A 24,020-nucleotide genomic window follows, 5' to 3' on the forward strand; every position below is an offset into this window, starting at 1 on the left:
AGCAATGGGGGGTGGAATGTGACGATGAATTTTAAAGTGGCGGGTGATTACAGTGATGAGTTATTGGCCTTTGTATTAACTTGTCTTTTTTGCGGGGCTATAGAAAAACAAGAGTTTAACGCGTGGTGTGCTCAGGCTGTTTCGTTGAGTGATGCGCCGGATTTTTTGTTTGACTTGATAGAGTTTAATGATGAGATCTTCAAAATATATAAGGTGATTGGGTATGTGCCTCACTGGGAGCATTCTGACGCCTATGAATATGCACTATACGGCATTGCGGTCGGTCGAGGATTTGAACCCTATGATATGCCGGTATCCCCAGATGAAGCGCTTGCCAATCTTGATGCATTGCCAGAGGTTAAAAGAGTGTTTGTTGAGGTATTTGACTTTATTAGTCTTTGATTGAGGGAAAAGTGGGATTCAGAAGTCGCAGGAGCAAAGGGGGCGAAGAAATAGGGGAAATAGGGGGTAGACCACTTTTTGTGGTCTGTCAGGACGCCCAATATGTGAGTAAAACGAATAGAGAAAATGGTGGCCTGACCTCTATTTCCTTTCTGTTTCCTTTGGGGGGTGGGTATTAAGTATGAATCCAAATGATTATTTAGGCGGATCATTGATTGAGGCTTTAGCGAATTTTAGGAAGTCAATGCCGATGGTTGATTACGCTAAAGTTGAAGATGATGAGTTTTTAAAGTTGCCAGAATGCGGTATCTACTTTCAATCCGGTGGCGACGGAGTTATTGCGGCTTACAGAGTTTATTATCAGGCCACGGAGGAGTATTTTCAGGCTGACTCCGAAACAAAGAGGGAGTGTCTAGATATTGAGACCGTCGACGATTCAATCAATCTTCTTGGACAGCCTGCGCGGGATGTACCCTCCATACGTATTCCCGGAAGAGCACCTACAAGTCCTGGGTGTGAGTTTTCATTAAAGCAGAAAGTTATAACCGTTCATTATGACGCAGAAAGTCGACTTGTTACTTGTGTGCATGTCAGAAATAAAGCTGGAAGTGTGTAAGGGATGTAGCAAAAAGTTAAAATAGGATGGCCCACAGTTTTTTGGGATAGGACTAACAAAGAGTGCGGGCAGACTATGTTGAATAGAAGTGTTTTGTTGTTTAAATAAATCTGCCCATTTATTGTTGTGGAAGTATGAAGCTCGAAGCCGAAAATAGTCCTGTAATAGCTGATGTTAGTCAGGCGCAGCTTATAAAAACGCTAAAGAAATTAAAAAGCTATGGTCCTAGCTCATTCGCATGTATTACCGACGATGAAGGTAACTACTTGCAAGTTGCGGGAGGTAGGTATACTTGTTTCATTGAGCGATATGACGCTAAAAATAAAAAGCTGTTTAGAGGTTTTCATTCAAATTCCAGCATGAACTTTGAAGATGGGGCTTTACTGTCGTTTGGAGGAGGGCGCGTTGAATTGAGAAAAGATGAGTGGTTTAATATTGATGATGTGATTGAGGTCTTTTCTCTGTTTAGTCAAAATCAGGCTTTGCCAGAAAGTATACATTGGCGCGAAATAAATGTTTTGAATCAGAGCAGCAGTTGAGTAAACGAGGTCAGATCACGACCTTAATAATGCCTTAGTGTTCGTATTGTGTTATGACCCAAATTTTTCCAACCCCGGGTTGTCTATTTAGCAGTGGTTGAAAAGCCATGGCAGCAGAAAAGGAACTTCGACAATGATATATCGGAGCGTATACCGAAAAGGTCTTTACCTGGTAACTCTGTTCAGTCTAACGCTATTAACAGGCTGCTCAGGCATTCCCTACGAAAAGCCCGAGGACCAGATTTCCATCCAAAAGGATCTTTCCGTAAGGCCTGACGAGATTGTCACGATGACTCAGGTGACCTGGTGCACCTATCCTTATGGTGACATGACACCGTGTCATCCACAGGACGCACTGGCGGTACAGACGCGCACAAAGCTGATACTTGCCAGTTATAGCAGTCAGCACTATAAACCCGACTTAACAGTCATGGTCAGTGACGTCATGTGCGCTCACCTCTTCGAGTCCAGAGAGACCTCACCAAATTTCTATTTATTCACCCAAGAGTATGCGCTGCAGGTTTGGACAGTCGATGTGCACAATAAACCGGATATGAAGAAAAAAAAGCTCATGCTCAACGTCATGGTGCCGGACGGAAAAAAAGCCTATTTGGGGCCAGAGGGTAATTTTGTGGAAGCCACTGGGCGGACCAGTGAGGCAATTTATGTTTCGAGGACTTCTGCCGTTGTCTATACAACCAATACAGAGATCATGCAGATGATCAATCCTTGTGGCCGGGAGCTTAAAAAATGAAAAGGGGACGATTTATCTAATCGAAATGCTCCGCCAGTTAAGTAATTCGGCCCACTGTTCTTCCTTTACCTGCTTGTTCAACAGGCGCACCACTCACTCAAACAAGGAAGTCTAATGGGTACCTCACTCCCCTTCTGGCTCATTATCGCAGCCGTCACGGCTTACGTTGCAAGCACACGCGGGCGCTCAGGTCCCCGGTGGTTTGCGATCTCGCTCTTCCTTTCCGCGTTCGCCCTGGTCGCTGTGTTGTTAATGCCCCGGCTGGCAAAGACCGGTGTTGACGCCTTGGTGCACCCGGATCTGCGCCCTTGCCCAGCCTGCAACCAATCCATCCAGGCGGCGGCCTCTCGCAGTAAGCACTGCGGGGCGCAAGTGGAGCCGATTGCCTTGAGAGATCGAAGCGGTTGGGTAGCGCGTATGACGGCCAATACGGATGAGGCGTTTGAACGGATGGCGTCACAGATGGCGCTCATCGATGTACCGACAGTGCTTGATGAGCCGCCACACCTTTACGCGGGGCCGTTTGAGGAAAAGGCCGAGGCGCAAAACGTACTCAAATTCCTGAAGTCTGAACATGGCTTGGATGGGCTGGTGACGTGGCGGTCGGTGAAGCGATAACAAGAGATATAGCCGGTAAATGCGAAAATAGGGGAGGCTTATCTAATTGTCCAACGCCCTCTGTCGCTTAAGTAAATCCGCTTCCCTTATTGCAGCCAATACACACGAACGGACGGCAATAAATGTCTATCAATAAAGACTGGACCCCCGGCTTTGGCGAGATCGTTACATGGTTCGCCATGGACAAGGCAGGCGCAATCGCCGTGATGGTGAATAACTGCTTTGGTCGTTTGCCGGCCGTGTTGTTAGCGCTGCCTGATGTAGAGTCGAAGTTGGATCGATTGAGCGAATACCTGTGGGAGGAGTCTGTCGAGTTCGATACCTACCCTGAGAGCAAACAAGGTGAAACGATGCTTGGCCTGTATTCCGCTCGCACCTATCGGCACCTTGCCCGAAGAGCAGACGTAGAAGCATTCATCGGTGAGCGCTCGTCAGCGGAGTTGGCGTTGACGGAATATAACGTGCCGTCGGTCAAAGGGTTCTATGTTTACCATGGGGTGGAAGGCAGCGTGCCCAATGAAGATTACCCGGTGGGCTATGAGGGGCAGAGCCAGATAGGGGATTATTTCAGGTATTTGCTGCCCACTATTACGGCGAGCATTGAGGATATACCTGCGCCACTCAGAGGGTGCATCGCGGTGTGTGAGTCGTTTGAATTTTCTGAACGGTCTTTTTGGTCCAGCGATTGGGTTGATGCGTATTTTCGTACCTTGTATGGGTGACGTTGCGCGTATCAGTTGGGCGGCGCCAGGGCCGCCCGGTTTCTACTCAGGATGGGTCGGCATGGAGCCTGCGCATGATGACATCAAGCAAATCACACCCATCGCGCAGCGGAATGGCCAGCAATTGGGCGAAGTCTTGAAGCACCACAGCATCGCTGCTGAGCTGTTCGCGAAAGGCCAGGTTTTCCAGCAGTTGGGTGACGGCTCGAATCCGGTACACAGCGGCGTCGTGGAGGACGTCGAGGGGCGCACAGGTGTCGATGAGCAGAGCGGGGACGGTGCTGTCGTGGCCCGTAAGGGGCATGTATTGGTTCATTTTCAGTTCTCTGTTATTGGATTAAGCCACCACTCATTCGTCGCCAAACGAAAGGGTGGCAGCTGTACGCAGGTTGGCGAACCGGCAACAGAGAAAACCGGCAGACCCGAAGGTCTCCCGCGCACAGCCGCCATAACATGCACAGCTTTGCGGGTGCAAAAACACCTGCATAGAAGCGGGTTGCTTTTGCACTCTGTTGTCAGGTCGCCAAACCTGATCGCCATTTGGGCGACGGGCCGGACTATAAGCCCCCCACCCAAACCCACGCAAGGCATCAAAGTACTGGCCCACGCACACCGCCTCATGTCTTCAGATCCCTGGCCGACACATTGGCGATGATTAAACGCATCAAAGCACCCGCGCCGGTCAATCGCCGTCGCATCAACCCGCTCTACCGTTACACCACAAGGAAGAAGTACATGATCAAGTTGTTCTGCAAAGCTGCTGTTGTATTGTCCCTGGCCACGCTGTTTGGCTGCTCCTCGACACCGTCGGTGGAGAAAATGCAGGCGGACGTGGCGAACTACTCGCTGCCCAAGGCTGCTGTCGCCGACAAAGGCCTGGTGTACGTAGTACGCCCAAGCAACGTGGGGATGATGGTGCGCTTCAACGTGTTCCTGGATGACAAGGAAGCCGACTCGGAGATGGGCTACAACCGTGGCAACCAATACATTTATTTCTTCGTGACGCCGGGCCAGCACGTGATCAGCTCCAAAGCTGAAAACTGGGCTGACATGCCGATCAACGTCAAGGCGGGTGAGGTGGTTTACCTCAAGCAGGAAGTCGAAATGGGCTTCGCCGTGGCACGCAACAGCCTCAAAGTGCTGAGCGATGTGGAAGGCCGTTATCTGGTCAAGGACGCGTCCTTGGGCACCGTGGCAAAAGAAAGCAAGTGAGTTAAACACGCTTGAAGCGGCCGGGCCCCAGGCCCGGTCGTTGTTGCTGTTCATCCGCCCCGAACGCATCGTTTGTCAGGGCTTCCATTACGTGCAACCCCTTCTGGCCAGCCTTGCCGACATCTATGACGACGCAAAGCCCGGCGCTGCTCGAGGACAAGACGTGGACGATAAGCTCAATGACCTGCTGCACTTCGTGCCCCCGCATGCCGATTATGCTGTGGATGCGACAGACCTGGACCCGGAAGATATTCCCGACGCTCGCGTCGCCGGCGTGACGGCGTTGCTCAGGGCTCATCCCGATGACGGTGTGCGGCTGTTGGCCGCGCGTTTGCTGACGAGTTGGGGCGTGCAAGAAGGCTTGAGTTATACCGCTCATATCATTGACAACGTCCAGACGTTCGAAGGGTTTGATTCACATCGGCTGCACGGCCACGATGAGACCTACAAGTTTGTGCTGAGGTCGTTGGTTGGTTACTTTTGCCGGTTGGCCGATGCGGGTGAGGGTGAAAAAGCACGGGCTGAAATCTATGCGCCGATTGTTAAAATCATTCATTTGTCGAATGGGCGCCCCTTTGAAATCGCCGATATGTTTTCGTTGGTCAGCCGCAACCAATTCAACGAATACCTACCTGCACTGCGTGAGCATCTGCTGGCGATGGCTGCGAACCCGGAGCCGCATCGCTGGAAAATTTATGATGTGCTGGAGCTGTTGTTAAACGTGGATGCGGAGTTTGCTGCTGGATTCTTGAAGGCGGCAGGCAAGTCGCATAACGACTTCAACTTGAATAAAACATTAAAGGACTGATGTGAAAAACCTTCTACTGATTCTGCTTTCCACCCTCATCCTCGGCGGCTGCGTCAGCCAGCCCCTCACGCCCGAACACCGTGCGCAGGTCAAAACGGTCAAGGTTTTGCCCGTGAAGTGGCAAAAGAACATGGTCTACATGGGCCGTGAACAAGCCTGGGGCGCGGCACTGGGCGCCGGGCTTGGCGCGGGCGTCGGCATGGCCAGCGGCGCGGGCAAGCTGGGCACGGCGGCTTTGAGCGGCGCGGGGTTTGCCGGTGGCATGAAGGTTGGACAACTGGCCGAGATGTCGACGCCTGCGGCGATCCTCACGGTGATGGACGCCGAAAACATCGACTTGGGTGTGTTGCTCAAGCAGGGCTTTATCGATGCCCTGGGTAAAACCTCATCGCTCAAAGTCGTGGGTGACGATGAGCCGGCCGACGCGCAAATTGAGCTCACGGTGGGCGAGTGGGGCTTTCGCCTGACCCAGGGTTTCAGCAGCGTGGTGTACCCGACACTCACGGTGGTGGCGCGCATGGACCGTGGCGACGATATGCTCTGGCGCACGGTGGAGACGGTCACGCCGTTCAATGGCCAGAATGTCTACGGCTACACGCCGCTCACGTATCGCACCGACCCTGAGGCGTTGCGCCGCGCACTCACGGGTATTACGCAGATCACCAGTGGGTATCTGGTGAAAGAACTCAAGTAAGCCTGCGAGTGCGTTAATGCTGGCCTGCTCTCTATTTTCTGATTACACGGATGCATCCCATGAACAAGGCAATGGTTGTACTGGCAATCGCGGGTTTCGTCGCAGGCTGTCAAGCCTCCGCACCACCCAGCTCCTTTGAACAGAGCCTGGCCAACGTTCAATGCGTGCTGTCTGAGGGCGCGAAAAGCCTTACGGTAGAACAGGTCCAATCCATTCGTAACGCAAGCGATAACGGCAACGTGCGCTGTAAGACTGCGCTCGGTGGTTTGTACGAAACCGGTCGTGGCGGCGTACCGCAAGATTTTGCCAAGGCCAAATCGCTCTATGAGTCCGTCGCCGCCGTGGATGGCATCGGTTACGAGAGGCTGGCGCGTATGGCCGAGGAGGGCCACGGGCAAGCGCGCAACGACGTGGAGGCGCGCCGTCTTTATCAGTTGGCGCTGACCAGCAGCGACAGCGATAAAAGTAAGCTCGCCTTGGCCAAATTGATGGAGGAGGGTCGCGGTGGCCCGCAGGATTTGTTCGGGGCCATGATGTATTACGTGGAGGCCAGCCAGCATGCCGGCGATGTCGCGTGGAAGGGCATTCAGCGCATTCGCGCTCAAGGGCCGGTGCTGACGCCTGAACAGACGCAGCGCTACAACGACGTCTGGGCTGATACCAGTCGCAAGAGCCTGAATCGCACGACGATGGACATCGAGATTGCCTTGAACAAGCACATCCAACGCGCCAGCGTCAGCAAACCGGTGACGCTGCAAGTGCAAGGCAAATCGGGTTCGAATGTGCCGCACATCGCATTGATCCAAAGCTCGGGCAACGCTGAGGTAGACCAGGCCGTAATCGCCGCATTTGGTAAATACCGCATTCCTGCCGAGCCGCTATTGCCGGCTGGCCAGGATTCCTGGTCGTCTGAGCGGTCTCTCAAGGTCGGCCTGTAATGGGATGGCGGTTAGTGCAGGGAATTTGCCTGCTGCTGATGTTCGTCAGTGCAAGCGTCTCTATGTTGGCGTGGGCCTACTTCGACAGCTCCACCGCCGGCGCTTTCGGCTCGGCGCTGGGTGTTTTCCTGATGGGCGCCATTGGGCTGCTGTTCGCGTTTGTGTTCGAGCGCTCACGCACGCCGCGGGCCACGGCGCGCTACCTGGCAACACGCTTGGCCGTGGTACTGGTGCTGGCAGCGGGCGCGGCCTACCTGGTTGAAGCGCTGTGGCTTGCGCCTGAGCGCGACGAGCTCGACGCGAATCTGGAGGGCGCGACCTGTGGCAAATACACCGGCACCGTCGTGAAAGGCTGGGAGCAGATTTGCGCCGAGCAGCGCGAGCGCGAAGCGCGTTGAGCGCTGCCTTTACCGGCGGCTTCCACTTCATCATCAAGGACTGAACAATGACCGAAAACGTTTTCGCCACCCCCACTGCCAATCTTGAAGTTGCCCCACAGGTCACGCCTGAGTTTTACGTCATCGCCGAGCGAAAGCTGTTTATTTTGTCGGTCCTGAGCTTGGGCCTTTATATGTATTTCTGGTCCTTCAAGCACTGGAGCAACTACAAGAAGGCCACCCAGGCCGACATCTGGCCCTGGGCACGCGGGCTGCTGTGTATTTTCTTTGTGCATAAGCTGTACCGGCGCGCCGACCATCAGATTCGCATCACGGGCCGCTCGTATATTTTTGATTTTGAGCAGTGGGCGACGATGCTGGTGGTGATCACGGTGGCGGCGCATATCGTCGACAGACTGTCTGATCACATTGAAAGCACGGCAGCGGTTGCGGTCTGGCTGTTTATCTCGATCCCGCTGCGCGCTTACCTGATGCAAAAGGGCCAGGCGATGCTCAACTTTGCGGCCGGTGATGCCGATGGCTCGAGCAATGCCCGCTTCAACGTCTGGAACTACCTGATCATGGTGCCGGGCGCGGCGCTGTGGGCGTTGATGCTTTTCCTCACGTTACCCTCGTTCTTTTGACGGGAGATAAACACGGTATGGATACGAGTAGCTCCGATGACGGCATCACGCCGCAGCTTGAGCAGTTCGCCAATGCGGCCGCCCGTCGATGAAGTGAGAAAGCATTGCTCATGTATTTGACGGGGTTGCCGATACGCTAGTGGCTCAGAGCCATCACCCCAAAGGCTCAGCATTTATGGACAGCGCAGCTGCGTTAAAAAACCAGCTGCCATAGGGAGTACTCAATGCGTTTTGCTGCATGGATTTTGCTGGGTGTTGCGCTGTTACTTGCCGGCTGCAACACCACACCCTACGACCGGGCGACGGTGTTTTACGACCGCGCGCAGTACCCTGCAGACCTGGTGAAAGACTTCCCAGGCATCACGGACCCCATTGTTCAACATGGCCGTTGTGCCGTGGTGATGACCACGCCCAACTCCAATACGGGCGCCTATTACTTCTGCACCTTTGCGCTCACGGCCAACGACCTGTACGTGATGGGTTGGAACGGCAAGACCATGAAGTATGAGTCGCTGGCCAACGTGAAGTTGTCGGCCCTGAAGAAGATTTCGATCTGGTCGTTCTTCCGCGCGCGGCAGGTGCAACTCACCGAAAGCCAGCGTCTGTTGGGCTTTAGCGTGACCATTGATGAAGGTGGCTACGACGACGGTGCAGCGACCGAGCGGTTGTTCGAAACCCTGAAAGGCAAAGGCATCACCGTGGTGGAAAGCGAAGGCCAGATCAAGCCGCCGCCGGCGCCCGCGCCGATGTTTATTCCGATCATTATTCCCAAGTAGGCGTTAAACCGCCGCTTCAATCGGGCATACACCTTCCTTTCTCACCGTAGGGATCAACAGCGTTATGAACGACTCAGTTTCGGCCTCCGCCGGCTACGACCTTGCCAGCCCAGGCAAGCGCCTTTTGGGCTACGTCATCGATATGGCCGTGGTGTTTGTCCTGCTGTTCTTGAAGGGTTGGCTGGATTACGTCGCGGTGTATTTTTCTTCAGCAGGCAGCGCCGTGGTGTTTCACTACCTGCACTTCCTGCTGTTTTGGCTGGCGGTAGGTTACATGCTGTTCTGCGATGCCTTGCCCAATGGGCAAAGCCTGGGCAAACGCCTGTGCCGCACCTCTGTGGTGGGTTACCCGTACCCCACCAACTGCAGCGTGTTCCAATCGTTTTTGCGCAATGTGCCCAAACTGCTGTTCAGCCTGTTGGATGGCCTTTTTGTGTTGTTCGGCATACGCCGTCGCCTGGGTGACATGCTGGCGAAGACGATTGTTATCAACAGCCCGCCTGCTCTACGCACCGAAACCGCTTGAGTACGTTGGGCAACCCCGTAAAATGCCGCGGCACGAGCAACATGCCACCTTTCAGGGACGAATAAAGCAATGCGCGTTTTTGCCTTTCTCTTGGCCATCTGCCTGATTGCCGGCTGCGCCTCCAAGCCGGATTACTACATCTCGCCGGCGCCGGTCACCATTCCCAAGACGGCCACTTACTGGCTCGACACCTTCGACGTTGACGTTGTGGGCAAGAACGAGCGCTTTCTGCCGGATGCCAAGGTTCGCCAGCAATTGGGCGTCGACCTGATCAATCGACTGCTCCAGGCCAAGCGCTACGCCACCAGTAAAGAGAAGGCCGACTACCTGCTCGATGTTGACGTGATCTATACGCGGCGCATCCAGGACACCCAAGGCGGCTTCATGACCGCCATCGTCGACGACAACACGATCCTCGCCAGTGTCGACTTCAACTATTCGGTCAAGATCAAGAAGGCCGATGCCGAGATACTGCACTTTTCCCAAGCTCGCCAGGGGCTTATGCCTGGGGGTTACCGCGGCGACTGGCAGAACATGAAAACCATGGCCGGTGTGCTGACCAACTCCGGCAACTCGAGTGTGGAGTCCTTTTACACCGGCTTGCTGAGCCGTTTTATCGTCGATGATTTACGCAATATCCCGTCCCGCTAGCGCTACCTGCTGCAACGGCTGAACTCTCACTCTAGGAGCACCCTGTGAAAACACTGTCCAAAATCCTGCTGTCGGGCCTCACCGCCGCAGCGCTGCTGACCGTGGCCGGTTGTGCCACGGAGAGCAACCGCGCGATGCCGGTGGAACAAGTCGCCAGCGCCAACGTCGCCTATTCCGGCGTGCGCGTGCCGATCGCCGTGGGCAAGTTCGATAACCGTTCGAGCTACATGCGCGGCATCTTCTCCGACGGCGTTGACCGCCTCGGTGGCCAGGCCAAGACCATCCTGATCACCCACCTGCAGCAGACCAACCGCTTCAGCGTGCTGGACCGCGACAACATGGGTGAAATCTCCCAGGAAGCCGCGATCAAAGGCACCGTGCAAAAGCTCAAGGGCGCTGACTACGTGGTGACCGGTGATGTGACCGAGTTCGGCCGCAAAGAAACCGGCGACCGCCAGCTGTTCGGCATTCTTGGCCGTGGCAAAACCCAAGTGGCTTACGCCAAAGTCGCGTTGAACATCGTCAACATCAGCACTTCCGAAGTGGTGTATTCCACTCAGGGCGCCGGTGAATACGCCCTGTCCAACCGTGAAGTGGTCGGCTTTGGCGGCACCGCCAGCTACGACTCCACCCTCAATGGCAAGGTCCTGGACCTGGCCATGCGCGAAGCCATCAACCGCCTCGTCGACGGCATCAACGCCGGCGCCTGGAACCCGCGCAACTGATCAGCAGTACCTCAAGGAGCAGTACACGGATGAGCAAGGCAGTTAAGTTAGCGCTGATGCTGACAGCAATCGCGACGGTCGCCGGGTGCCACACGGCGCCCCAACCCCTGTATCAGTGGGAAAGCTACCAGCCGCAGGTTTACGAATACTTCAAGGGCGAGCCCAAGGAAGCGCAGGTCGAGGCACTGGAGCGCGATCTGCAAAAGATCAACGCCAGTGGCCGCAAAGCGCCGCCGGGTTACCACGCGCACCTGGGCATGCTGTACATGACCATGGGCAAGGATGACCAGATGGTGCAGGAGTTCCGCACCGAGAAGGCGCTGTTCCCCGAGTCTGCTTCCTACATGGACTTTTTGCTGAAAAACGCCAAGACCGGAGTCGCCACTAAATGAGCCTGTTAAAACTCACCGGCGCCTTGCTGGCCCTGGCTTTGCTCGGCGGTTGCGCAGCGCCCAAGACCATTGATTACACGGCCTACAAACAGGCGCGGCCGAAGTCGATCCTGGTACTGCCGCCGATCAATGAATCGCCGGAAGTGCAGGCGTCCTACAGCATGGTGTCGCAAGTCACCTACCCGTTGGCCGAAGCCGGCTACTACGTGCTGCCGATTGCCCTGGTGGACGAAACCTTCCGCCAGAACGGCCTGACCACGGCCAACGATATCCAGGGCGTGGCGCCGGCCAAGCTGCATGACATCTTTGGTGCGGACGCGGCGCTGTACATCACCGTGAGTGAGTACGGCACCAAGTACATGCTGATCTCCAGCGACACCTCGGTGACGGCCTCGGCCAAACTGGTCGACCTGCGCACCGGCACCACCTTGTGGACCGGTTCGGCACGCGCATCCAGCGAGGAAGGCAACAACAACAGCGGCGGCCTGGTGGGCATGCTGATCACGGCGGCGGCCAAGCAGGTGATCAACAGTTCTACCGATGCGGCGCACCCGATTGCCGGTATCACCAGTGCGCGCCTGCTGTCGGCAGGGCAACGCACCGGGATTCTGTACGGGCCGCGTAACCCGAAGTACGGCACGGACTAAACCGGCTGCGCAACCGTGAACGAGCGTTTACCGGCCATTACAGGTTGGTAAATGCTTCGCCGCTTGTTCGCTGTTAGTGAACCATGATGTCCTTGGGGCTGATCAATTGCGTACTTTTTATTAGAAAGTCCGTCGTACGGTTGCCGGTCAGGTCGATGGCGATGAAATAGCGGCCGCTTTGCGGGTTGTATTTCACTATCGTATCGCCTATGCGCCCGGTAAATGCCTCAACGAGCTTGAGGCGTGTATTGGCTTCTTTCTCCACCCCGCGCAGATCAATGCTGTCTATGCCGCTGGTGAAATCTGTCAGTAACCGAGCATTGGAATAGGTCGAATCGCGGGCGCTGTCGAAGATGAAAGGCGGTTTTGCCACGGCTGTACCATCGCCTGAGGTCTCGCGCGTCGTGACTTTGGCAGCGCTGTGGGGCACGAGGTCACTTGGCCTGACTTGCCCATGGGTCTTGATAAACAGGTCAGCCCTGCCATTGCCATTCAGGTCGATAGCCACGGAACCCATGCCGCTTCGTTCGTCGTAAGTGAGCAGCGCTTCACCGGCTTTACCGCTCCAGGCACGGACGACAGACAGGGAAGACAGGCCCGCACTGCGCAACGCACCCGTCACGTCGATCTTGTCGCTGCCGCTGGTGAAATCCATGATTTCGTCCGGGTTTTGCGGCGTGGAATCACTGGCGCGGTTATACACAAAACTGTCGGCACCTCGGCCCCCGCGTAGCCGATCGGCGCCGCCCCCGCCGGTGAGCCGGTTATTCTCATCGTTACCGATCAGCGCATCATGGCCTGCGCCGCCGATGGCATTTTCGATCGTGACACCCCGGGCGATTGAGACGTTGCCTTGACCGTGACCCACATCCGAGAACGAACCCGCCCTGAGGTTCACGACTTGATTGGTGCCGTAACCCGAGACGTCCAGCGTGTCGTTGCCGGCGCCGTCCCAGATGCAAAAAGTGGCCAAGTCGCGGTTGCTGTTCAGTGAGTAGTAATCCCGCCCGGTGTTGGAGTTGAAGCCATAGGTGTTGTTTTCCCTGCGGGTTTGATAGTTGGCGCCGTACTTGTGTTGAATTGTGCTGATGTCATCCATCATGGGGGCCAATGGGCCGTGACTGGCATTTTTGCCACTGCTTTGAGCGTCGTAATAGCTCATGACGCTATGGGCTTTGGAGTCTTGGGCGTAGACACGTTTCCTATCGTCTAGTTTACCGTCGTAGGCACCTGGGTGACTCAGGCCAAGGGCGTGACCGATTTCGTGGGTCATGGTGGATCGTGTTACATGATACTGGTTGTAGCGGGTATCACCGCCAACACCGCCGTTGTAGCGGCTATAAGGGTAGGCGCCGTCGGCAGAGGGGATGCCGTTGAATACTTTGAAGGTCAATTGCCCTTCTGCCGCGCCGCCGTTTTCTTTGAAGGCCAGATTGGCCACGTCGCCCCAGGATTGGATCGAACGCCGGGCTTCTTGCTTTTGATATTCGTTGAATCCCATACCCCGTTCGTTTTTGAAGTAGTAGGAAATCTCGGTTTTGTTATTTCGGTTCGAGTCCTGCCATGTGGTTGTCTGCCGCGTGAGCTGCTCTATGGCCCGTTGCTTGTCAAAGGACTGCCTGTTTGCTCTGTTTAAGTAGGGATCGTCTGCACGCAGGGTTGCGTCATACGTGCTGCCACGGGTGTTTGCAGCGCTCGCTGCCGAGGTGGCCCATTGACGACTTTCCTGAACCTTTTGGCCTGATGCCTGGGGTACAAAACGATGCGGGTTTGAGGTTTGATTCGACGGCTGCAGACCGAGGGTGCGCGAGGCTCCATCGCCCGGTTGAGTGTCAATCGGATGAGGCTGACTGAAAGGCATACTGAGGTTTGTTTTCAAAGTAATCACTCCTATCGAACCATTGACTGAATGGGGCTTCGCTGCGGATGCGGCTCTGAGTGCCGGCATCATTGGCGGGCTTGGTTACGGTGCTGCTGGATCAGCTCTGCTCGCGTCGCGGCGCCCATTGAGGCGCGGCTGTTGCCCACTTGGCCGATGATCGAACCGTAGTGCAGCCCGATGATTTCCCCGGTGTCGGCCGAAATCAGCGGAGAGCCCGACGTGCCGGGTATTTTGTAGGCGTCATGGTAGAAAGAACTCCGGGCGCCGCTGTCGGAGTTGTGCCCCAAAACGCTGGTGGGTTTGCCGGCGGCGTTCAGGAAGGCAATGCCAAGGCCTTGCTGACCGTGGTTGGGCATAAAGATTTTTTGCCCGGCTTGGGCCTGGGTGTTATCGGCCAATTTGAGCGGCGAGAACTGCTTGGCCAGGGCGTTGATCTGCGCCTGAGGCAAGTCGACCCGCAACTCGGCGTAATCCAGGTTGGCGTCGCTACTGAGCGGCCGGGTATCCAGCGGCACCTTGCGCTCGACGCGCATGCGGCCGCTCTCATCCTCTGTGTAACCCAGCCACAGCTCGAGCTTGCTGCCTTTGGCGAGGGCGTCGTGCACATGTTTGTTGGTCAATACGCTGGCGCCCCCGTCGATCAGTGAACCGGTGCCCAAGGTGTTGTAATGAACCCGCTCGTAGCCCCACGAGTCGCGCAGCACGGTCACTTCGCGAATGCTGCCCACCGCTTTGGCGCTGGCATGCATGGCTGAACCCTCAAGCGACCCACTGGCCCAGTTTTGCACAGAGAAGGGCGCGCGTTGCGAGGGAGTGGTATTGCGTTTGGTCCGCGAAACAGTAGGCGATGTGACGGTAGGTGCAGGTGCCGGAACAGGTGGTGTGGGCGTCACTGGAAGGTGCACAGTGGCGCCATCGGAGATCACATCGCTGGCCCTGATTGCACTGCTGCTCCTGATGAACAGGTCGGCGTTGCCGTTGCCATTCAGGTCAATGGAGAGGCTGCTTTCCCGGGTACTCGGGTTGTAGCCCAACACCGCTTCGCCCGCCCGGCCGCTCAAGCGTTGGACGAAACGCAGGCTGCTGACACCCGCCTCACGCAACGCCCCGGACACATCAATCTTGTCCAGCCCGCTGCTGAAGTCCATCAGCAGGTCGGAACGACTGAGGGTGGAGTCACTGGCCTTGTCGTAGACAAATGTGTCGGCCCCGGCGCCGCCGGTCAGTCGGTCTGCTCCTGCGCCACCTTTGAGGCGATTGTTGGCGTTGTTACCCGTCAACAGGTCATCGCCAGAACCGCCGATGGCATTTTCTATCGTTACGCCTCTGGCGATGGAGACGTTGCCTTTCATGCCGCCGACATCGGAAAAATGCTGAGCGTTGAGGTTGATGCGCTGGTTCTGATGGAAGCCGGAAAAGTCCAGGGTGTCATTGCCGCCGCCATCCCACACGCAGAACACCGGGGCATCGTCTGCGGACCGCAGGCTGAACGCGTCACGAGCGGTGTTGGAGTTGAAGCCGTAGGTGGTGTCGGTGTTGCGGGTCTTGTAGTTGGCGCCATACAGTTTTTGCACGGCGGTGATGTCGTCCATCATCGGCGTGGAGGGGTAGTGGGTGCGCCGGTGCTTGGCAAAATCATGCCCGAGCATGCCTTCCCACCAGTAGCTCATGATGCTGTAGGCGCGGGTGTCTTCGGCATAGGTGGCGCGTGAGGCGTAGTCTCCGTCACCGTTGTATTGGCCTGGGTGCAGCAGACCCAAGGTATGCCCGATCTCGTGGTTAATAAGCCATTGCCCGAAACCGTCTTGGGTGGGGGGCCTTTCCTTGCCGTCCGAAGAGATCCACACCTGCGTGCCGTTACTGTAGATGCCGGGGTAGCTGCCTGTTCCGGCAAGGCCGAGTTGGGAGTCGTTGCCTAATAACAGCTGCCCTTCGGCGTCGGGCGCATCCTGTGCAAAGGTGATATTGGCCAGGTCCGACCAGTACTGCATCGCGCGTACGGCGTCGGCTTTCTGAGCAGCGGTAAATTCATTGGCGCCCTTGGGCGTATTGAAGGTTGCTTGCGACGGGGTGAAAAACCGGTAGGCGATGGGTATGACGCCGTCACCATTGAGGTCCTTCCAGCGAAAGCCCAATCGCGTGATTTGTTTGGCGGCCTGATCGGTATTGTAGGATCTCTTGTTGTTACCCTGGCCTGAGGGAGGCGTGGGCGGTTGGCTGGGTGAATCGGCAGCCTGTGTATTCAAAGAAGCAGTGACGGGGTTCGGGTTGATTCTGACCATGGCTATTTACCTTCTGTCAGTTAGCGTGCACAGGCAGCCCGACGGCTTGCGCCTGGCGGCTCAAGCAGCGCGTTTACCTGAAAGGTTATCGTTGGGTGATAAGGCCGCTGATATCGTGAGGCCTGATCAATCGGGTGCTCTTGAGCAGAAAGTCCGTGTGGCCATTGCCGGTAAGGTCAATGGCGACAAAGTACCGCTTGCTGTAGGGGTTGAACTTCACCACGGTGTCGCCGGTGCGCCCTGTGTAGGCGTTTACCAGCCGCAGTGACGTGCGAGTGTTTTTGCTCAGGCCTCTGAGGTCGATCCTGTCTTGGCCACTGACAAAATCGGTGATCAGGTCAGCGTTGGCCGCCGTCGAGTCACTGGCCTTGTCGTAGACAAATACGTCTGCGCCGCCGCCGCCCATCAGCGTGTCTGCGCCGCCCCCGCCCTTTAATCGATTGTTCGCGTGGTTGCCGATCAACCTGTCGTCCTGGGCGCCGCCAATGGCGTTTTCCACCGTCACGCCTTTGGCGATGGAGACATTGCCTTTCATGCCGCCAACATCGGAGAACGCTTCGGCGTTCAAGTTGAGGGTTTGCTTTTGGTTGAAGCCGGAACAGTCCAACGTGTCGTTGCCACCACCGTCCCATATGCAAAAAACCGGTGCGTCCCGCGGCGACGTCAGGCTGTAATAGTCGCGTTCGGTATTGGAATTGAAACCGTAAACGGTATCGCCGCTGCGGGTGTTGAAGTTGGCGCCGTAAAGCGTCTGCACCGCTGCAATGTCGTGCAGCAAGGGCGCCGCCGAGTAGTGGGTCCATTCAGCGTTTTTCGAGAAGTTTTGACCACTCCTGATCTCCGGGTTGTAGCTCATCAGGCTGTAGGCTTGAGTGTCCTCAAGGTAATGACGCGCGACGGGTTGCCGGGTGTAGTCCCCAGGATGATCCAGCCCCAGCGAATGACCCACTTCATGCGCCATGACCTGCCGGTCGTGACGGTCGGACTGGGGGCGGGCATGGCCGTTATCCAGCCACGCCTCGCCACCTTTTTTGAAATCCATGGGAAAGGGCAGGGATGCATAGGACTCGCCGTCACCGTCGTAAAGGCCCAGGGTCAGTCGGCCTTCGGAGCTGGTGCTGTTCTCCGAGAATTTGATGCGGGCGACATCGGCCCAGGCTTGCATGGCCATCCGCGCCCGTTTCTTTTGTTGCTCACTTAATTCGCTGGCGCCCTTGGGGGCATTGCTGACGGCGTGCGGGTTGTGTGGCGTAAAAAACTCATAGGCAATGTCGATGACGCCGTCGCGGTTCTTGTCTTGCCATTTGAAGCCTCGGGTGTGGCTGGTACGCAGCAGTTGCCTCGCGGCTTGATCGGTGGTGTAGGACGCCAAGGGCGTGTCCTGATAGGTGGACTCGGATGAAGAAAGTGCCGAGTAAGTTTTGTGAATGACAGAGAACATCTACTTGAATCCTTTTAATAGACGAAGTGAAGCGTGAGCTTCATGGCTCATGGGTAAACGAACTTTCCTGGGGTTAACGCCTATAACTAAAGCGGGTGGGTGATGTACCCGAAGTTTTTATTAACTCGGTGAGATTGATGTTGTCTTTGCCACTGACAAAGTCGTTGATCAGATGGCTCTTGTGATAGGGCGAATCACTGGCGTTTTCGTGAGTGTGTGAAATCGAACGGCGCACTCGCTGGTTGGGTGTAAGCGCGGACTGAATACTCGGGTCAGCGAGCGGCTGAGCAAGGTCGCCAATGTTTGCGGCCGCGATGATATCCCCGGGTTTGACCTCCCCGTAGGTGCGTATCAGCAGGTCGGCTTTGCCGTCGCCCGTCAGGTCAATAGCCACGCTGCCTTTGCCACTTGTCTGGTCAAACAGGAGAACCGCATCACCCGCCTTGCCGGTCATTTCACTGACAAATGCCAGAGCGGAGACATTCGCGTTCTTCATGGCGTTGGATACATCGATTTTGTCGCTGCCACTGGTGAAATCCATCAGTGTGTCCGGGTTGTCCGGCGTGGAGTCGCTGGCGCTGTTGTAGTCAAACGTATCCGCGCCGCCACCGCCGCGTATGCGGTCGCCCCCAGCACCGCCGGTGAAGCGGTTATCGGCGTCGTTACCGATTATTGCGTCGTCGCCTGAACCGCCTATGGCGTTTTCCAGGGTGACGCCCCGGGCGATGGACACATTGCCCTTGAGCCCGCCGACATCGGAGTACGAGCCCGCCCTGAGATTAATGGTCTGGTTGGCCCTGTAGCCGGAGACGTCCAGGGTGTCATTGCCACCACCGTCCCAGATGCAGAACACCGCAGCTTCCCGGTTGGATTTGAGGGTGTAGTGGTCCCGCTGGCTGTTGGAGTTGAACCCATACGTCGTGTCGCCCTGACGGATTTGACGATTCACACCGTAGAGTTTCTGCATGGCGGAAATGTCATCCATCATGGGAGACCCTGGGTCGGCGCCCCCCAATCGTTTGCCGCTTTTTGCCGCGTTGTAGTAACTCATGACGGTGTGGGCCTGGGAGTCCTGCGCGTGGCTCCATGAGTCTGGGCGCAGTTCGCCGTTGTAGTTGCCGCCATGTTTGAGCCCCAGAGCGTGACCTGTTTCATGAATCAAGTCGAAGGGTGTGACCCGGGTGGCGTTGTACTGGGTCGAGCCTGCGTCGGGACGGTTACCTGGGTAGGCGCCGAAGGCGGTGGGCACTCCCGATATGCCAAACGACATTTTCCCCTCGGCGCGTGAGCCATTTTCCTCGAAGACCAGGTTGGACACGTCGCTCCACGCCTGTACCGCACGGCGCGCCATCGCTTGCTGGTTCTGGTTGAACTGCCCGAAACCTCGGTTGAATGAGTAACCCACCGAGACTTTGCCGTCGCCATTTCGGTCTACCCACTGGGTGTTGCCCCGCGTGAGGTTGTCGCTTGCCTGGCGTGCATCGAAAGAGCGTTTATTCAGGTTGGCCACATACGGGTCGTCGGGGCGCAGCGTGGGATCTTTACCGTCCCAGCTGCGCTTGGTCGGTGTATCGGATGGGATGGGATGGGTTGTAGTAGTAGGCTTTTGCGGGCGTTTTGTGGGGGGCTCAGTGAAGGGGCGTACGTAGGGCTGCTGGGTCCTCGGTTGTACGAAAGGGCGTATATATGGATGCCGAATGAATGGCTGCAGGAATCGACCAAGAATTCTGAGGCCGGGAGCGTATTGAAGCGCCGGTCGAAGAGTCGGACCCAGGTTATTTTTCGCGTGGTTCGGTTGTTGAAATATAAGTGGCCTGAAGTCAATTCGCATGAGCGCAATCCATGTTTTTGTTGTGAGATGGATTCCTTTTTTTTTAGGGGAAGTGCACGTCCGTTTGCTGGAAATACCTTCGCACTCTATAAATGAATTGCCAATGGGTTATATGTTTCTTAAGTGTCTTGATGGCGCAGTGTGTCATGCTTGGTAACAGTGGCTGTGTTTATGTGTGCGTTAAACAGCCTGTGTGGAGTGTTGATTTTAAAAGCATTGCTCGCTGAAGAAAAAAGGGTGCTTTTAAATTGTGTTTAGTGGGTCTTCTTTGGAAATACAGAATTTTTTACAGTGTGATTATTGTTGTTAAGAGTTTTGGAGTGAGGCGAAGAGAATATAACAGTCAAGTGCCTTAGTTATCGAAGTTTCCTACGCGCCATCAAGTTATATTGAAACTTGTTTTGCTGAAGTGCCGACAACTCTTTGTTCTTCGAACTGACAAGGCGCTGACTGCCGAAAGGCGAGCGTGTGGCGAGGAATGACGATCCTTAACCCGAACCAGAGGTGTTTTGCGTCTGAACCTGTGAACGGATCATTAACTGTTGAGGTTCAGCACCATGCCACAAGCTCCCTTATTCTTGCGTCCCATCGCTGGCGGCGTTGTGGTTACCGTGATGCTGGTGGCGCTTGCCGGTTGCGGGCTGTCATCCTCTCAAGAGGCCGCCCAGCCTGCCGCGCCAACCCCCGCCACACCCCGCCCCGAGGCGGCTTTGATCAAGCGAGCGGCGGTCCCTGCGTTACTGGCTGCGCCAAGGGTCATGCACGACGCAGCCATGCCGGATCGGGTCGAACCTTCAGAGCATTACCAGAACTTGCCCGAAAACCCGGTCTACAGCGTCGCACAACAGCCTGTTTCGACCTTCAGTGCAGACGTCGACTCCGGCAGTTATGCCAACGTGAGACGTTTTCTCAACCAAGGTAGCCTGCCGCCTGACGGCGCTGTGCGCCTGGAGGAAATGGTCAATTACTTCCCTTATGACTACACGCTGCCCACCGACGGCTCACCTTTTGGCGTGACCACCGAAGTCGCCCCCACGCCATGGAACCCGCACACCCGACTGCTGCGCATCGGCATCAAGGCCTGCGACCGCGCCGTGGCGGACCTGGCGCCGGCCAACCTGGTGTTTCTGGTGGACGTGTCCGGCTCCATGGACCGCCGCGAAGGCTTGCCGCTGGTGAAAAGCACGCTGAAATTGTTAGTGGACCAGCTGCGCGAGCAGGACCGTGTGGCGTTGGTGGTCTACGCCGGTGAGTCGCGCGTGGTGCTCGAACCCACCTCCGGGCGTGAAAAAACCAGGATCCGCAACGCCATCGACCAACTTACCGCTGGCGGCTCCACGGCGGGGGCGTCCGGTATTGAACTGGCCTACCAGATGGCCCGCGCCGGCTTTATCGATAAGGGTATCAACCGCATCCTGCTGGCCACCGACGGTGACTTCAATGTCGGCATCAGCGATTTCGACAGCCTCAAGCAGATGGCCGCCAACCAGCGTAAAAGCGGCGTATCCCTGACCACCCTGGGCTTCGGTGTGGATAACTACAACGAACACTTGATGGAACAATTGGCCGACGCGGGCGATGGTAATTACGCCTACATCGACAATCTGCGGGAGGCGCGAAAAGTACTCGTCGACCAGCTCAGTTCAACCCTGGCGGTGGTGGCGCGGGATGTGAAATTGCAGGTGGAATTCAACCCGGCCCAGGTCAGTGAATACCGCCTGCTGGGCTATGAGAACCGCGCCTTGAAGCGGGAGGATTTCAGCAATGACAAGGTCGACGCTGGCGAGATCGGCGCAGGGCATACCGTGACCGCGCTGTACGAAATTGTGCCGAAGGGCCAGAAGGGTTGGTTGGAGCCATTGCGCTACGCCGCTGCGCCCGCGGCTGAAAACACATCGGCTGAGTTGGCGCTGCTGCGCGTGCGCTATAAGCCTGCGGCGGGTGGTGACAGCCAGCTGCTCGAGCGGCCCATCAGCAATGTGTCGACCCAGGCCAGCGACGACCTGCGTTTCTCGGCGGCCGTTGCAGCCTTCGCCCAACAGCTCAAGGGCGATGGCCGCTACACTGGCAACATGAGCCTGCAGGACACCGCCGCACTGGCCCGCTCGGCGCGCGGCGATGACCCGTTCGGGTTGCGCAACGAGTTCGTGCAACTGGTTGAGTTGGCGCAGAGCCTGAAGCACTGATCTTGAGTCCAACGAAGCTCCAATGTGGGAGCTGGCTTGCCAGCGATAGCGGTCTGTCAGCACCGCAAATGCTGCCTGACCCACCGCTATCGCGGGCAAGCTCGGCTCCCACAATTGAAAAGTTTTAACGTCTCGAAAGGAGTTCGCTCACTACATGGCCGTACCAGATGATTCACCCAGCGACGAAGCGCTGCTGGCCCGCTACCGAAGCGGTGACGCCGCCGCGTTCGAGGTTTTGTACGCGCGGCACCGTCAAGGGCTGTACCGGTTCCTGGTGTCCCTGAGCAACAAGGCCGAGCTGGCCGAAGAGGTTTACCAGGAGACCTGGCTCAGCCTGATCCGCAGCAGCACCCAGCCACAGGGCCGGGCGAGTTTTCGTACATGGCTGTTCCAGATTGCCCGCAACCGCCTGATCGACCACTGGCGCAAGCATGGCGTGCATAACCCGCTGCATGACAGCTACGACGAGCAACTGCACGCCCAGCCCGATGACAGCCCCGGCCCCGAGCAGCAACTGAGCCTGAGCCGCGATCACGCGCGCCTCGACGCTGCACTGCAAGATTTGCCCGAAGACCAGCGCGAAGTCTTCCTGCTGCGCCTGCACGGCGACCTCGAAGTGCCGCAAATCGCCGCCCTCACTGGCGCTCCGCTGGAAACCGTAAAAAGCCGCCTGCGCTACGCCCAGCAGAAACTGCGCCGCCTGCTGGCCGAGGAGATACCCGCATGACCGACTCACGCCAAACACCTGACGACGAGCTGCTCCCGCATTTTCGTCAACACAGCCTGGGCGAACCGCCAGCGTCCCTCGACGCCTTCATCCTCAACACCGCCCGCCATGAAGCCCCCGCGCGACAGCCAAACCTGTGGCAACGCTGGCTGCAAGCCTGCCGCCAACCGCGCTGGCAAATGGCATTCGCCACCGTCGCCGGCGTTGCGCTGATGCTCGGTGTAGTGATGCGCTCACCCGTGCCGCAACCGGAGATCTCCACAGCCACCTTCTCCACGCTCCACCAGGAAGCCGCCCGCCCGGCGCCGCAAGCGTTCTCGGCACCGGCACCCATGGCCCGCATGGCCGCCGCGCCGCCCGTGCAGGCCGAGGCCGACAGCGTGTTGGCGGATGAACCGGCGGCAAAGGTCAGCAAGCGTGCGGCGATTGTGTTGCCGTCGTTGGAGCAGGGGCTGCAGGAGATTGTGGATCTGCGCCTGGCTGGCGAAACCCGAGCGGCGGATGAAAAGCTGCTGGCGTTGCATAAGCGCTTTCCCAAGGAAGACTTGCCTGCGCGGTTGGAGGTGTTGCAGAAGCGGTAAATAGCGCCCACAAAAAAGCCCCAGGCCTTTCGACCTGGGGCTTTTTCATCTGTATCTGGTGCCCGGCGTCGTTTGAACTGGGCGGTGATGCTGCCGTATTTACTGGGCCTTGTAGGCGTTGTATCGGTTAGGCATACACGTGGGCATACATGGCCCTTTCTGCTGCGCTTGGATTTACGCCTTCGGTGTGAGCTTTTCCATCTCGGGAGGACGTTGTTTCAGCTCCGTCTCACGGATTATGCGGCCAGTCGTACCATCAAGCTTAAATAGGGTTCTGCCCACGAGTAGAAACGTACTTTTGCTGTCCGCCAGGATCAAATGGCCTACCAGGCGTTCACCCCTGTCGGTTACCACGGTATCCACCGCTTCGAGGTCCCCGGCAGTTTCTAACTGGGTATACCTTTTAAAATCTGCAAGCCCAGCCCCCCTACCTTGTTGAACTCCTGCACCAGGCGCGAAGAACGCCATAAACATGGCAATCCCTATCCATGCTGCAAGTCCAATCACTACGTTGGCCTTGGGCCTCCTCGTTATAACCGCAACAAAGAGCGCAGCAATCGCCACAAATACGAAAGCCAGGAGGCCGGGTCCTACGATGGGCCATTGTTCTGCAGCGTCCAATGCACCAGAGAATAGACTGGTGTACCCATGCAGAAGCAGCGTAGGTGTGCTCAGCGATAGCTCGTTCTGGTCGATACCGAACTGCTGAAATCTGCCGGATAGGAGCGAGTACCCGTAGATCAACAGCGCGGCCTGCGATGCTAGCGCTCCAAATGTAATCAGTTTGAAAGCCAAGTCTGTATTGGTTTTCATCTCCTTGGCAGCTGGGTCATCTAACGTCTCGTGATGTGCAGGGGCTGAGGAAGCAGTGACGTGGATGGGTGTAAGCAGCTCTACCCTCAGCGGTTTGTCTCTGCGCCAGAACATGGTGTTTCCTACTCCAGTGGGTGACCGGAGAAAGTACCCCGAATCTGGTGGGAGGGTAGGTCTGATATGTCGCTGGGGACCCTGGAGCATTCTTGAAGGTACGGGGCATGAAACCCGCGGGG

27 protein-coding genes are annotated in these 24,020 nt (G+C 56.8%); 21 read left to right on the forward strand and 6 right to left on the reverse strand.

Annotation, left to right across the window (positions count from 1 at the left end):
* Positions 1-24 precede the first annotated feature (24 nt).
* The 6 genes from PspR76_RS01030 (at position 25) to PspR76_RS01055 (ending at position 3,651) form a co-directional block, all read left to right on the forward strand.
* Positions 25-402 carry a hypothetical protein gene (locus PspR76_RS01030; RefSeq protein ID WP_159953585.1) on the forward strand — a complete coding sequence of 126 codons (378 nt, stop codon included), beginning with the start codon at positions 25-27 and terminating at the stop codon, positions 400-402.
* Between the two features lie 181 nt (positions 403-583).
* Entirely contained in the window at positions 584-1,018 is a 435-nt protein-coding gene (locus PspR76_RS01035; protein WP_159953586.1) for a hypothetical protein, read from the forward strand.
* Between the two features lie 134 nt (positions 1,019-1,152).
* Positions 1,153-1,557: a hypothetical protein gene (locus PspR76_RS01040; RefSeq protein ID WP_159953587.1), complete on the forward strand. Its 405-nt coding sequence runs from the start codon at positions 1,153-1,155 to the stop codon at positions 1,555-1,557.
* 289 nt (positions 1,558-1,846) lie between these two features.
* Positions 1,847-2,311: a hypothetical protein gene (locus PspR76_RS01045; RefSeq protein ID WP_237235711.1), complete on the forward strand. Its 465-nt coding sequence runs from the start codon at positions 1,847-1,849 to the stop codon at positions 2,309-2,311.
* Between the two features lie 114 nt (positions 2,312-2,425).
* The gene (locus PspR76_RS01050) at positions 2,426-2,929 is read left to right on the forward strand and encodes an SPOR domain-containing protein (protein WP_159953589.1); all 504 of its coding nucleotides are present in this window, start codon (positions 2,426-2,428) and stop codon (positions 2,927-2,929) included.
* Positions 2,930-3,051: 122 nt separating this feature from the next.
* Positions 3,052-3,651, forward strand: a complete 600-nt coding sequence (locus tag PspR76_RS01055) for a hypothetical protein (RefSeq protein ID WP_159953590.1) — start codon at positions 3,052-3,054, stop codon at positions 3,649-3,651.
* Positions 3,652-3,697: 46 nt separating this feature from the next.
* On the opposite strand, the gene PspR76_RS01060 is transcribed toward PspR76_RS01055, so the two are convergent.
* A complete protein-coding gene (locus PspR76_RS01060; RefSeq protein ID WP_083360333.1) occupies positions 3,698-3,955 on the reverse strand; it encodes a hypothetical protein in 258 nt (85 codons plus the stop codon).
* Between the two features lie 515 nt (positions 3,956-4,470).
* Between PspR76_RS01060 and PspR76_RS01065 the strand changes: the two genes are divergently transcribed.
* From PspR76_RS01065 to PspR76_RS01120, 12 genes are all read left to right on the forward strand, one after another.
* Entirely contained in the window at positions 4,471-4,863 is a 393-nt protein-coding gene (locus PspR76_RS01065) for a DUF2846 domain-containing protein (protein ID WP_169876735.1), read from the forward strand.
* A gap of 40 nt (positions 4,864-4,903) precedes the next feature.
* A complete protein-coding gene (locus PspR76_RS01070) occupies positions 4,904-5,671 on the forward strand; it encodes a hypothetical protein (protein WP_237235712.1) in 768 nt (255 codons plus the stop codon).
* Position 5,672: 1 nt separating this feature from the next.
* Entirely contained in the window at positions 5,673-6,365 is a 693-nt protein-coding gene (locus PspR76_RS01075) for a hypothetical protein (protein WP_159953591.1), read from the forward strand.
* Between the two features lie 59 nt (positions 6,366-6,424).
* On the forward strand, positions 6,425-7,303 hold the full coding sequence (locus PspR76_RS01080; RefSeq protein WP_159953592.1) for a tetratricopeptide repeat protein: 879 nt from the start codon (positions 6,425-6,427) through the stop codon (positions 7,301-7,303).
* Entirely contained in the window at positions 7,303-7,701 is a 399-nt protein-coding gene (locus tag PspR76_RS01085; RefSeq protein ID WP_159953593.1) for a hypothetical protein, read from the forward strand. Before PspR76_RS01080 ends, PspR76_RS01085 begins: the two co-directional genes overlap by 1 nt.
* 47 nt (positions 7,702-7,748) lie before the next feature.
* On the forward strand, positions 7,749-8,324 hold the full coding sequence (locus tag PspR76_RS01090; RefSeq protein WP_159953594.1) for a hypothetical protein: 576 nt from the start codon (positions 7,749-7,751) through the stop codon (positions 8,322-8,324).
* A 224-nt stretch (positions 8,325-8,548) separates the two neighbouring features.
* Positions 8,549-9,100 (forward strand): hypothetical protein, encoded by a 552-nt coding sequence (locus PspR76_RS01095; protein WP_159953595.1) that lies wholly within the window; start codon positions 8,549-8,551, stop codon positions 9,098-9,100.
* A 64-nt stretch (positions 9,101-9,164) separates the two neighbouring features.
* Positions 9,165-9,626: an RDD family protein gene (locus PspR76_RS01100; RefSeq protein WP_159953596.1), complete on the forward strand. Its 462-nt coding sequence runs from the start codon at positions 9,165-9,167 to the stop codon at positions 9,624-9,626.
* 69 nt (positions 9,627-9,695) lie between these two features.
* The gene (locus PspR76_RS01105; RefSeq protein WP_159953597.1) at positions 9,696-10,277 is read left to right on the forward strand and encodes a hypothetical protein; all 582 of its coding nucleotides are present in this window, start codon (positions 9,696-9,698) and stop codon (positions 10,275-10,277) included.
* Positions 10,278-10,321: 44 nt separating this feature from the next.
* Positions 10,322-11,002, forward strand: coding sequence for a CsgG/HfaB family protein (locus PspR76_RS01110; RefSeq protein WP_098465532.1), 681 nt, complete (start codon positions 10,322-10,324; stop codon positions 11,000-11,002).
* Between the two features lie 29 nt (positions 11,003-11,031).
* Entirely contained in the window at positions 11,032-11,394 is a 363-nt protein-coding gene (locus PspR76_RS01115) for a DUF4810 domain-containing protein (RefSeq protein WP_110622924.1), read from the forward strand.
* Positions 11,391-12,041, forward strand: a complete 651-nt coding sequence (locus tag PspR76_RS01120; protein ID WP_159953598.1) for a DUF799 domain-containing protein — start codon at positions 11,391-11,393, stop codon at positions 12,039-12,041. The genes PspR76_RS01115 and PspR76_RS01120 overlap by 4 nt, the downstream gene beginning before the upstream one ends.
* Positions 12,042-12,114: 73 nt before the next feature.
* Here PspR76_RS01120 and PspR76_RS01125 read toward each other — a convergent pair whose 3' ends face one another.
* From PspR76_RS01125 to PspR76_RS01140, 4 genes are all read right to left on the reverse strand, one after another.
* On the reverse strand, positions 12,115-13,920 hold the full coding sequence (locus PspR76_RS01125) for a M10 family metallopeptidase C-terminal domain-containing protein (RefSeq protein WP_237235713.1): 1,806 nt from the start codon (positions 13,918-13,920) through the stop codon (positions 12,115-12,117).
* Positions 13,921-13,988: 68 nt separating this feature from the next.
* Positions 13,989-16,205: a M10 family metallopeptidase C-terminal domain-containing protein gene (locus tag PspR76_RS01130; RefSeq protein WP_159953599.1), complete on the reverse strand. Its 2,217-nt coding sequence runs from the start codon at positions 16,203-16,205 to the stop codon at positions 13,989-13,991.
* Positions 16,206-16,290: 85 nt separating this feature from the next.
* The gene (locus PspR76_RS01135) at positions 16,291-17,646 is read right to left on the reverse strand and encodes a M10 family metallopeptidase C-terminal domain-containing protein (protein ID WP_159953600.1); all 1,356 of its coding nucleotides are present in this window, start codon (positions 17,644-17,646) and stop codon (positions 16,291-16,293) included.
* Positions 17,647-17,719: 73 nt separating this feature from the next.
* Positions 17,720-19,156, reverse strand: a complete 1,437-nt coding sequence (locus tag PspR76_RS01140; RefSeq protein WP_159953601.1) for a M10 family metallopeptidase C-terminal domain-containing protein — start codon at positions 19,154-19,156, stop codon at positions 17,720-17,722.
* Between the two features lie 878 nt (positions 19,157-20,034).
* Here PspR76_RS01140 and PspR76_RS01145 point away from each other — a divergent pair.
* The 3 genes from PspR76_RS01145 to PspR76_RS01155 all read left to right on the forward strand — a co-directional run bounded on the left by PspR76_RS01145 (position 20,035) and on the right by PspR76_RS01155 (position 22,971).
* The gene (locus PspR76_RS01145; protein WP_159953602.1) at positions 20,035-21,663 is read left to right on the forward strand and encodes a vWA domain-containing protein; all 1,629 of its coding nucleotides are present in this window, start codon (positions 20,035-20,037) and stop codon (positions 21,661-21,663) included.
* Between the two features lie 154 nt (positions 21,664-21,817).
* Positions 21,818-22,390: an RNA polymerase sigma factor gene (locus PspR76_RS01150; protein ID WP_159953603.1), complete on the forward strand. Its 573-nt coding sequence runs from the start codon at positions 21,818-21,820 to the stop codon at positions 22,388-22,390.
* A complete protein-coding gene (locus tag PspR76_RS01155) occupies positions 22,387-22,971 on the forward strand; it encodes a hypothetical protein (RefSeq protein ID WP_159953604.1) in 585 nt (194 codons plus the stop codon). Before PspR76_RS01150 ends, PspR76_RS01155 begins: the two co-directional genes overlap by 4 nt.
* A 174-nt stretch (positions 22,972-23,145) precedes the next feature.
* Here the strand turns inward: PspR76_RS01155 and PspR76_RS01160 are convergent, their stop codons facing one another.
* Positions 23,146-23,898 (reverse strand): hypothetical protein, encoded by a 753-nt coding sequence (locus PspR76_RS01160; protein ID WP_159953605.1) that lies wholly within the window; start codon positions 23,896-23,898, stop codon positions 23,146-23,148.
* Between the last annotated feature and the right edge of the window lie 122 nt (positions 23,899-24,020).

It is taken from the genome of Pseudomonas sp. R76, from assembly GCF_009834565.1.
GTDB lineage: Bacteria > Pseudomonadota > Gammaproteobacteria > Pseudomonadales > Pseudomonadaceae > Aquipseudomonas.

Excerpts from the sequence above, each read along its gene's own strand:
- PspR76_RS01065 (WP_169876735.1), top strand. The coding sequence starts at position 4,471 with ATGCAGGCGGACGTGGCGAACTACTCGCTGCCCAAGGCTGCTGTCGCC.
- PspR76_RS01055 (WP_159953590.1), top strand. The coding sequence starts at position 3,052 with ATGTCTATCAATAAAGACTGGACCCCCGGCTTTGGCGAGATCGTTACA.
- PspR76_RS01100 (WP_159953596.1), top strand. The coding sequence starts at position 9,165 with ATGAACGACTCAGTTTCGGCCTCCGCCGGCTACGACCTTGCCAGCCCA.
- PspR76_RS01155 (WP_159953604.1), top strand. The coding sequence starts at position 22,387 with ATGACCGACTCACGCCAAACACCTGACGACGAGCTGCTCCCGCATTTT.
- PspR76_RS01050 (WP_159953589.1), top strand. The coding sequence starts at position 2,426 with ATGGGTACCTCACTCCCCTTCTGGCTCATTATCGCAGCCGTCACGGCT.
- PspR76_RS01150 (WP_159953603.1), top strand. The coding sequence starts at position 21,818 with ATGGCCGTACCAGATGATTCACCCAGCGACGAAGCGCTGCTGGCCCGC.
- PspR76_RS01080 (WP_159953592.1), top strand. The coding sequence starts at position 6,425 with ATGAACAAGGCAATGGTTGTACTGGCAATCGCGGGTTTCGTCGCAGGC.
- PspR76_RS01030 (WP_159953585.1), top strand. The coding sequence starts at position 25 with ATGAATTTTAAAGTGGCGGGTGATTACAGTGATGAGTTATTGGCCTTT.
- PspR76_RS01090 (WP_159953594.1), top strand. The coding sequence starts at position 7,749 with ATGACCGAAAACGTTTTCGCCACCCCCACTGCCAATCTTGAAGTTGCC.
- PspR76_RS01135 (WP_159953600.1), bottom strand. The coding sequence starts at position 17,646 with ATGTTCTCTGTCATTCACAAAACTTACTCGGCACTTTCTTCATCCGAG.
- PspR76_RS01040 (WP_159953587.1), top strand. The coding sequence starts at position 1,153 with ATGAAGCTCGAAGCCGAAAATAGTCCTGTAATAGCTGATGTTAGTCAG.
- PspR76_RS01035 (WP_159953586.1), top strand. The coding sequence starts at position 584 with ATGAATCCAAATGATTATTTAGGCGGATCATTGATTGAGGCTTTAGCG.
- PspR76_RS01160 (WP_159953605.1), bottom strand. The coding sequence starts at position 23,898 with ATGTTCTGGCGCAGAGACAAACCGCTGAGGGTAGAGCTGCTTACACCC.
- PspR76_RS01130 (WP_159953599.1), bottom strand. The coding sequence starts at position 16,205 with ATGGTCAGAATCAACCCGAACCCCGTCACTGCTTCTTTGAATACACAG.
- PspR76_RS01060 (WP_083360333.1), bottom strand. The coding sequence starts at position 3,955 with ATGCCCCTTACGGGCCACGACAGCACCGTCCCCGCTCTGCTCATCGAC.
- PspR76_RS01045 (WP_237235711.1), top strand. The coding sequence starts at position 1,847 with ATGACTCAGGTGACCTGGTGCACCTATCCTTATGGTGACATGACACCG.
- PspR76_RS01105 (WP_159953597.1), top strand. The coding sequence starts at position 9,696 with ATGCGCGTTTTTGCCTTTCTCTTGGCCATCTGCCTGATTGCCGGCTGC.
- PspR76_RS01120 (WP_159953598.1), top strand. The coding sequence starts at position 11,391 with ATGAGCCTGTTAAAACTCACCGGCGCCTTGCTGGCCCTGGCTTTGCTC.
- PspR76_RS01095 (WP_159953595.1), top strand. The coding sequence starts at position 8,549 with ATGCGTTTTGCTGCATGGATTTTGCTGGGTGTTGCGCTGTTACTTGCC.
- PspR76_RS01115 (WP_110622924.1), top strand. The coding sequence starts at position 11,032 with ATGAGCAAGGCAGTTAAGTTAGCGCTGATGCTGACAGCAATCGCGACG.
- PspR76_RS01085 (WP_159953593.1), top strand. The coding sequence starts at position 7,303 with ATGGGATGGCGGTTAGTGCAGGGAATTTGCCTGCTGCTGATGTTCGTC.
- PspR76_RS01145 (WP_159953602.1), top strand. The coding sequence starts at position 20,035 with ATGCCACAAGCTCCCTTATTCTTGCGTCCCATCGCTGGCGGCGTTGTG.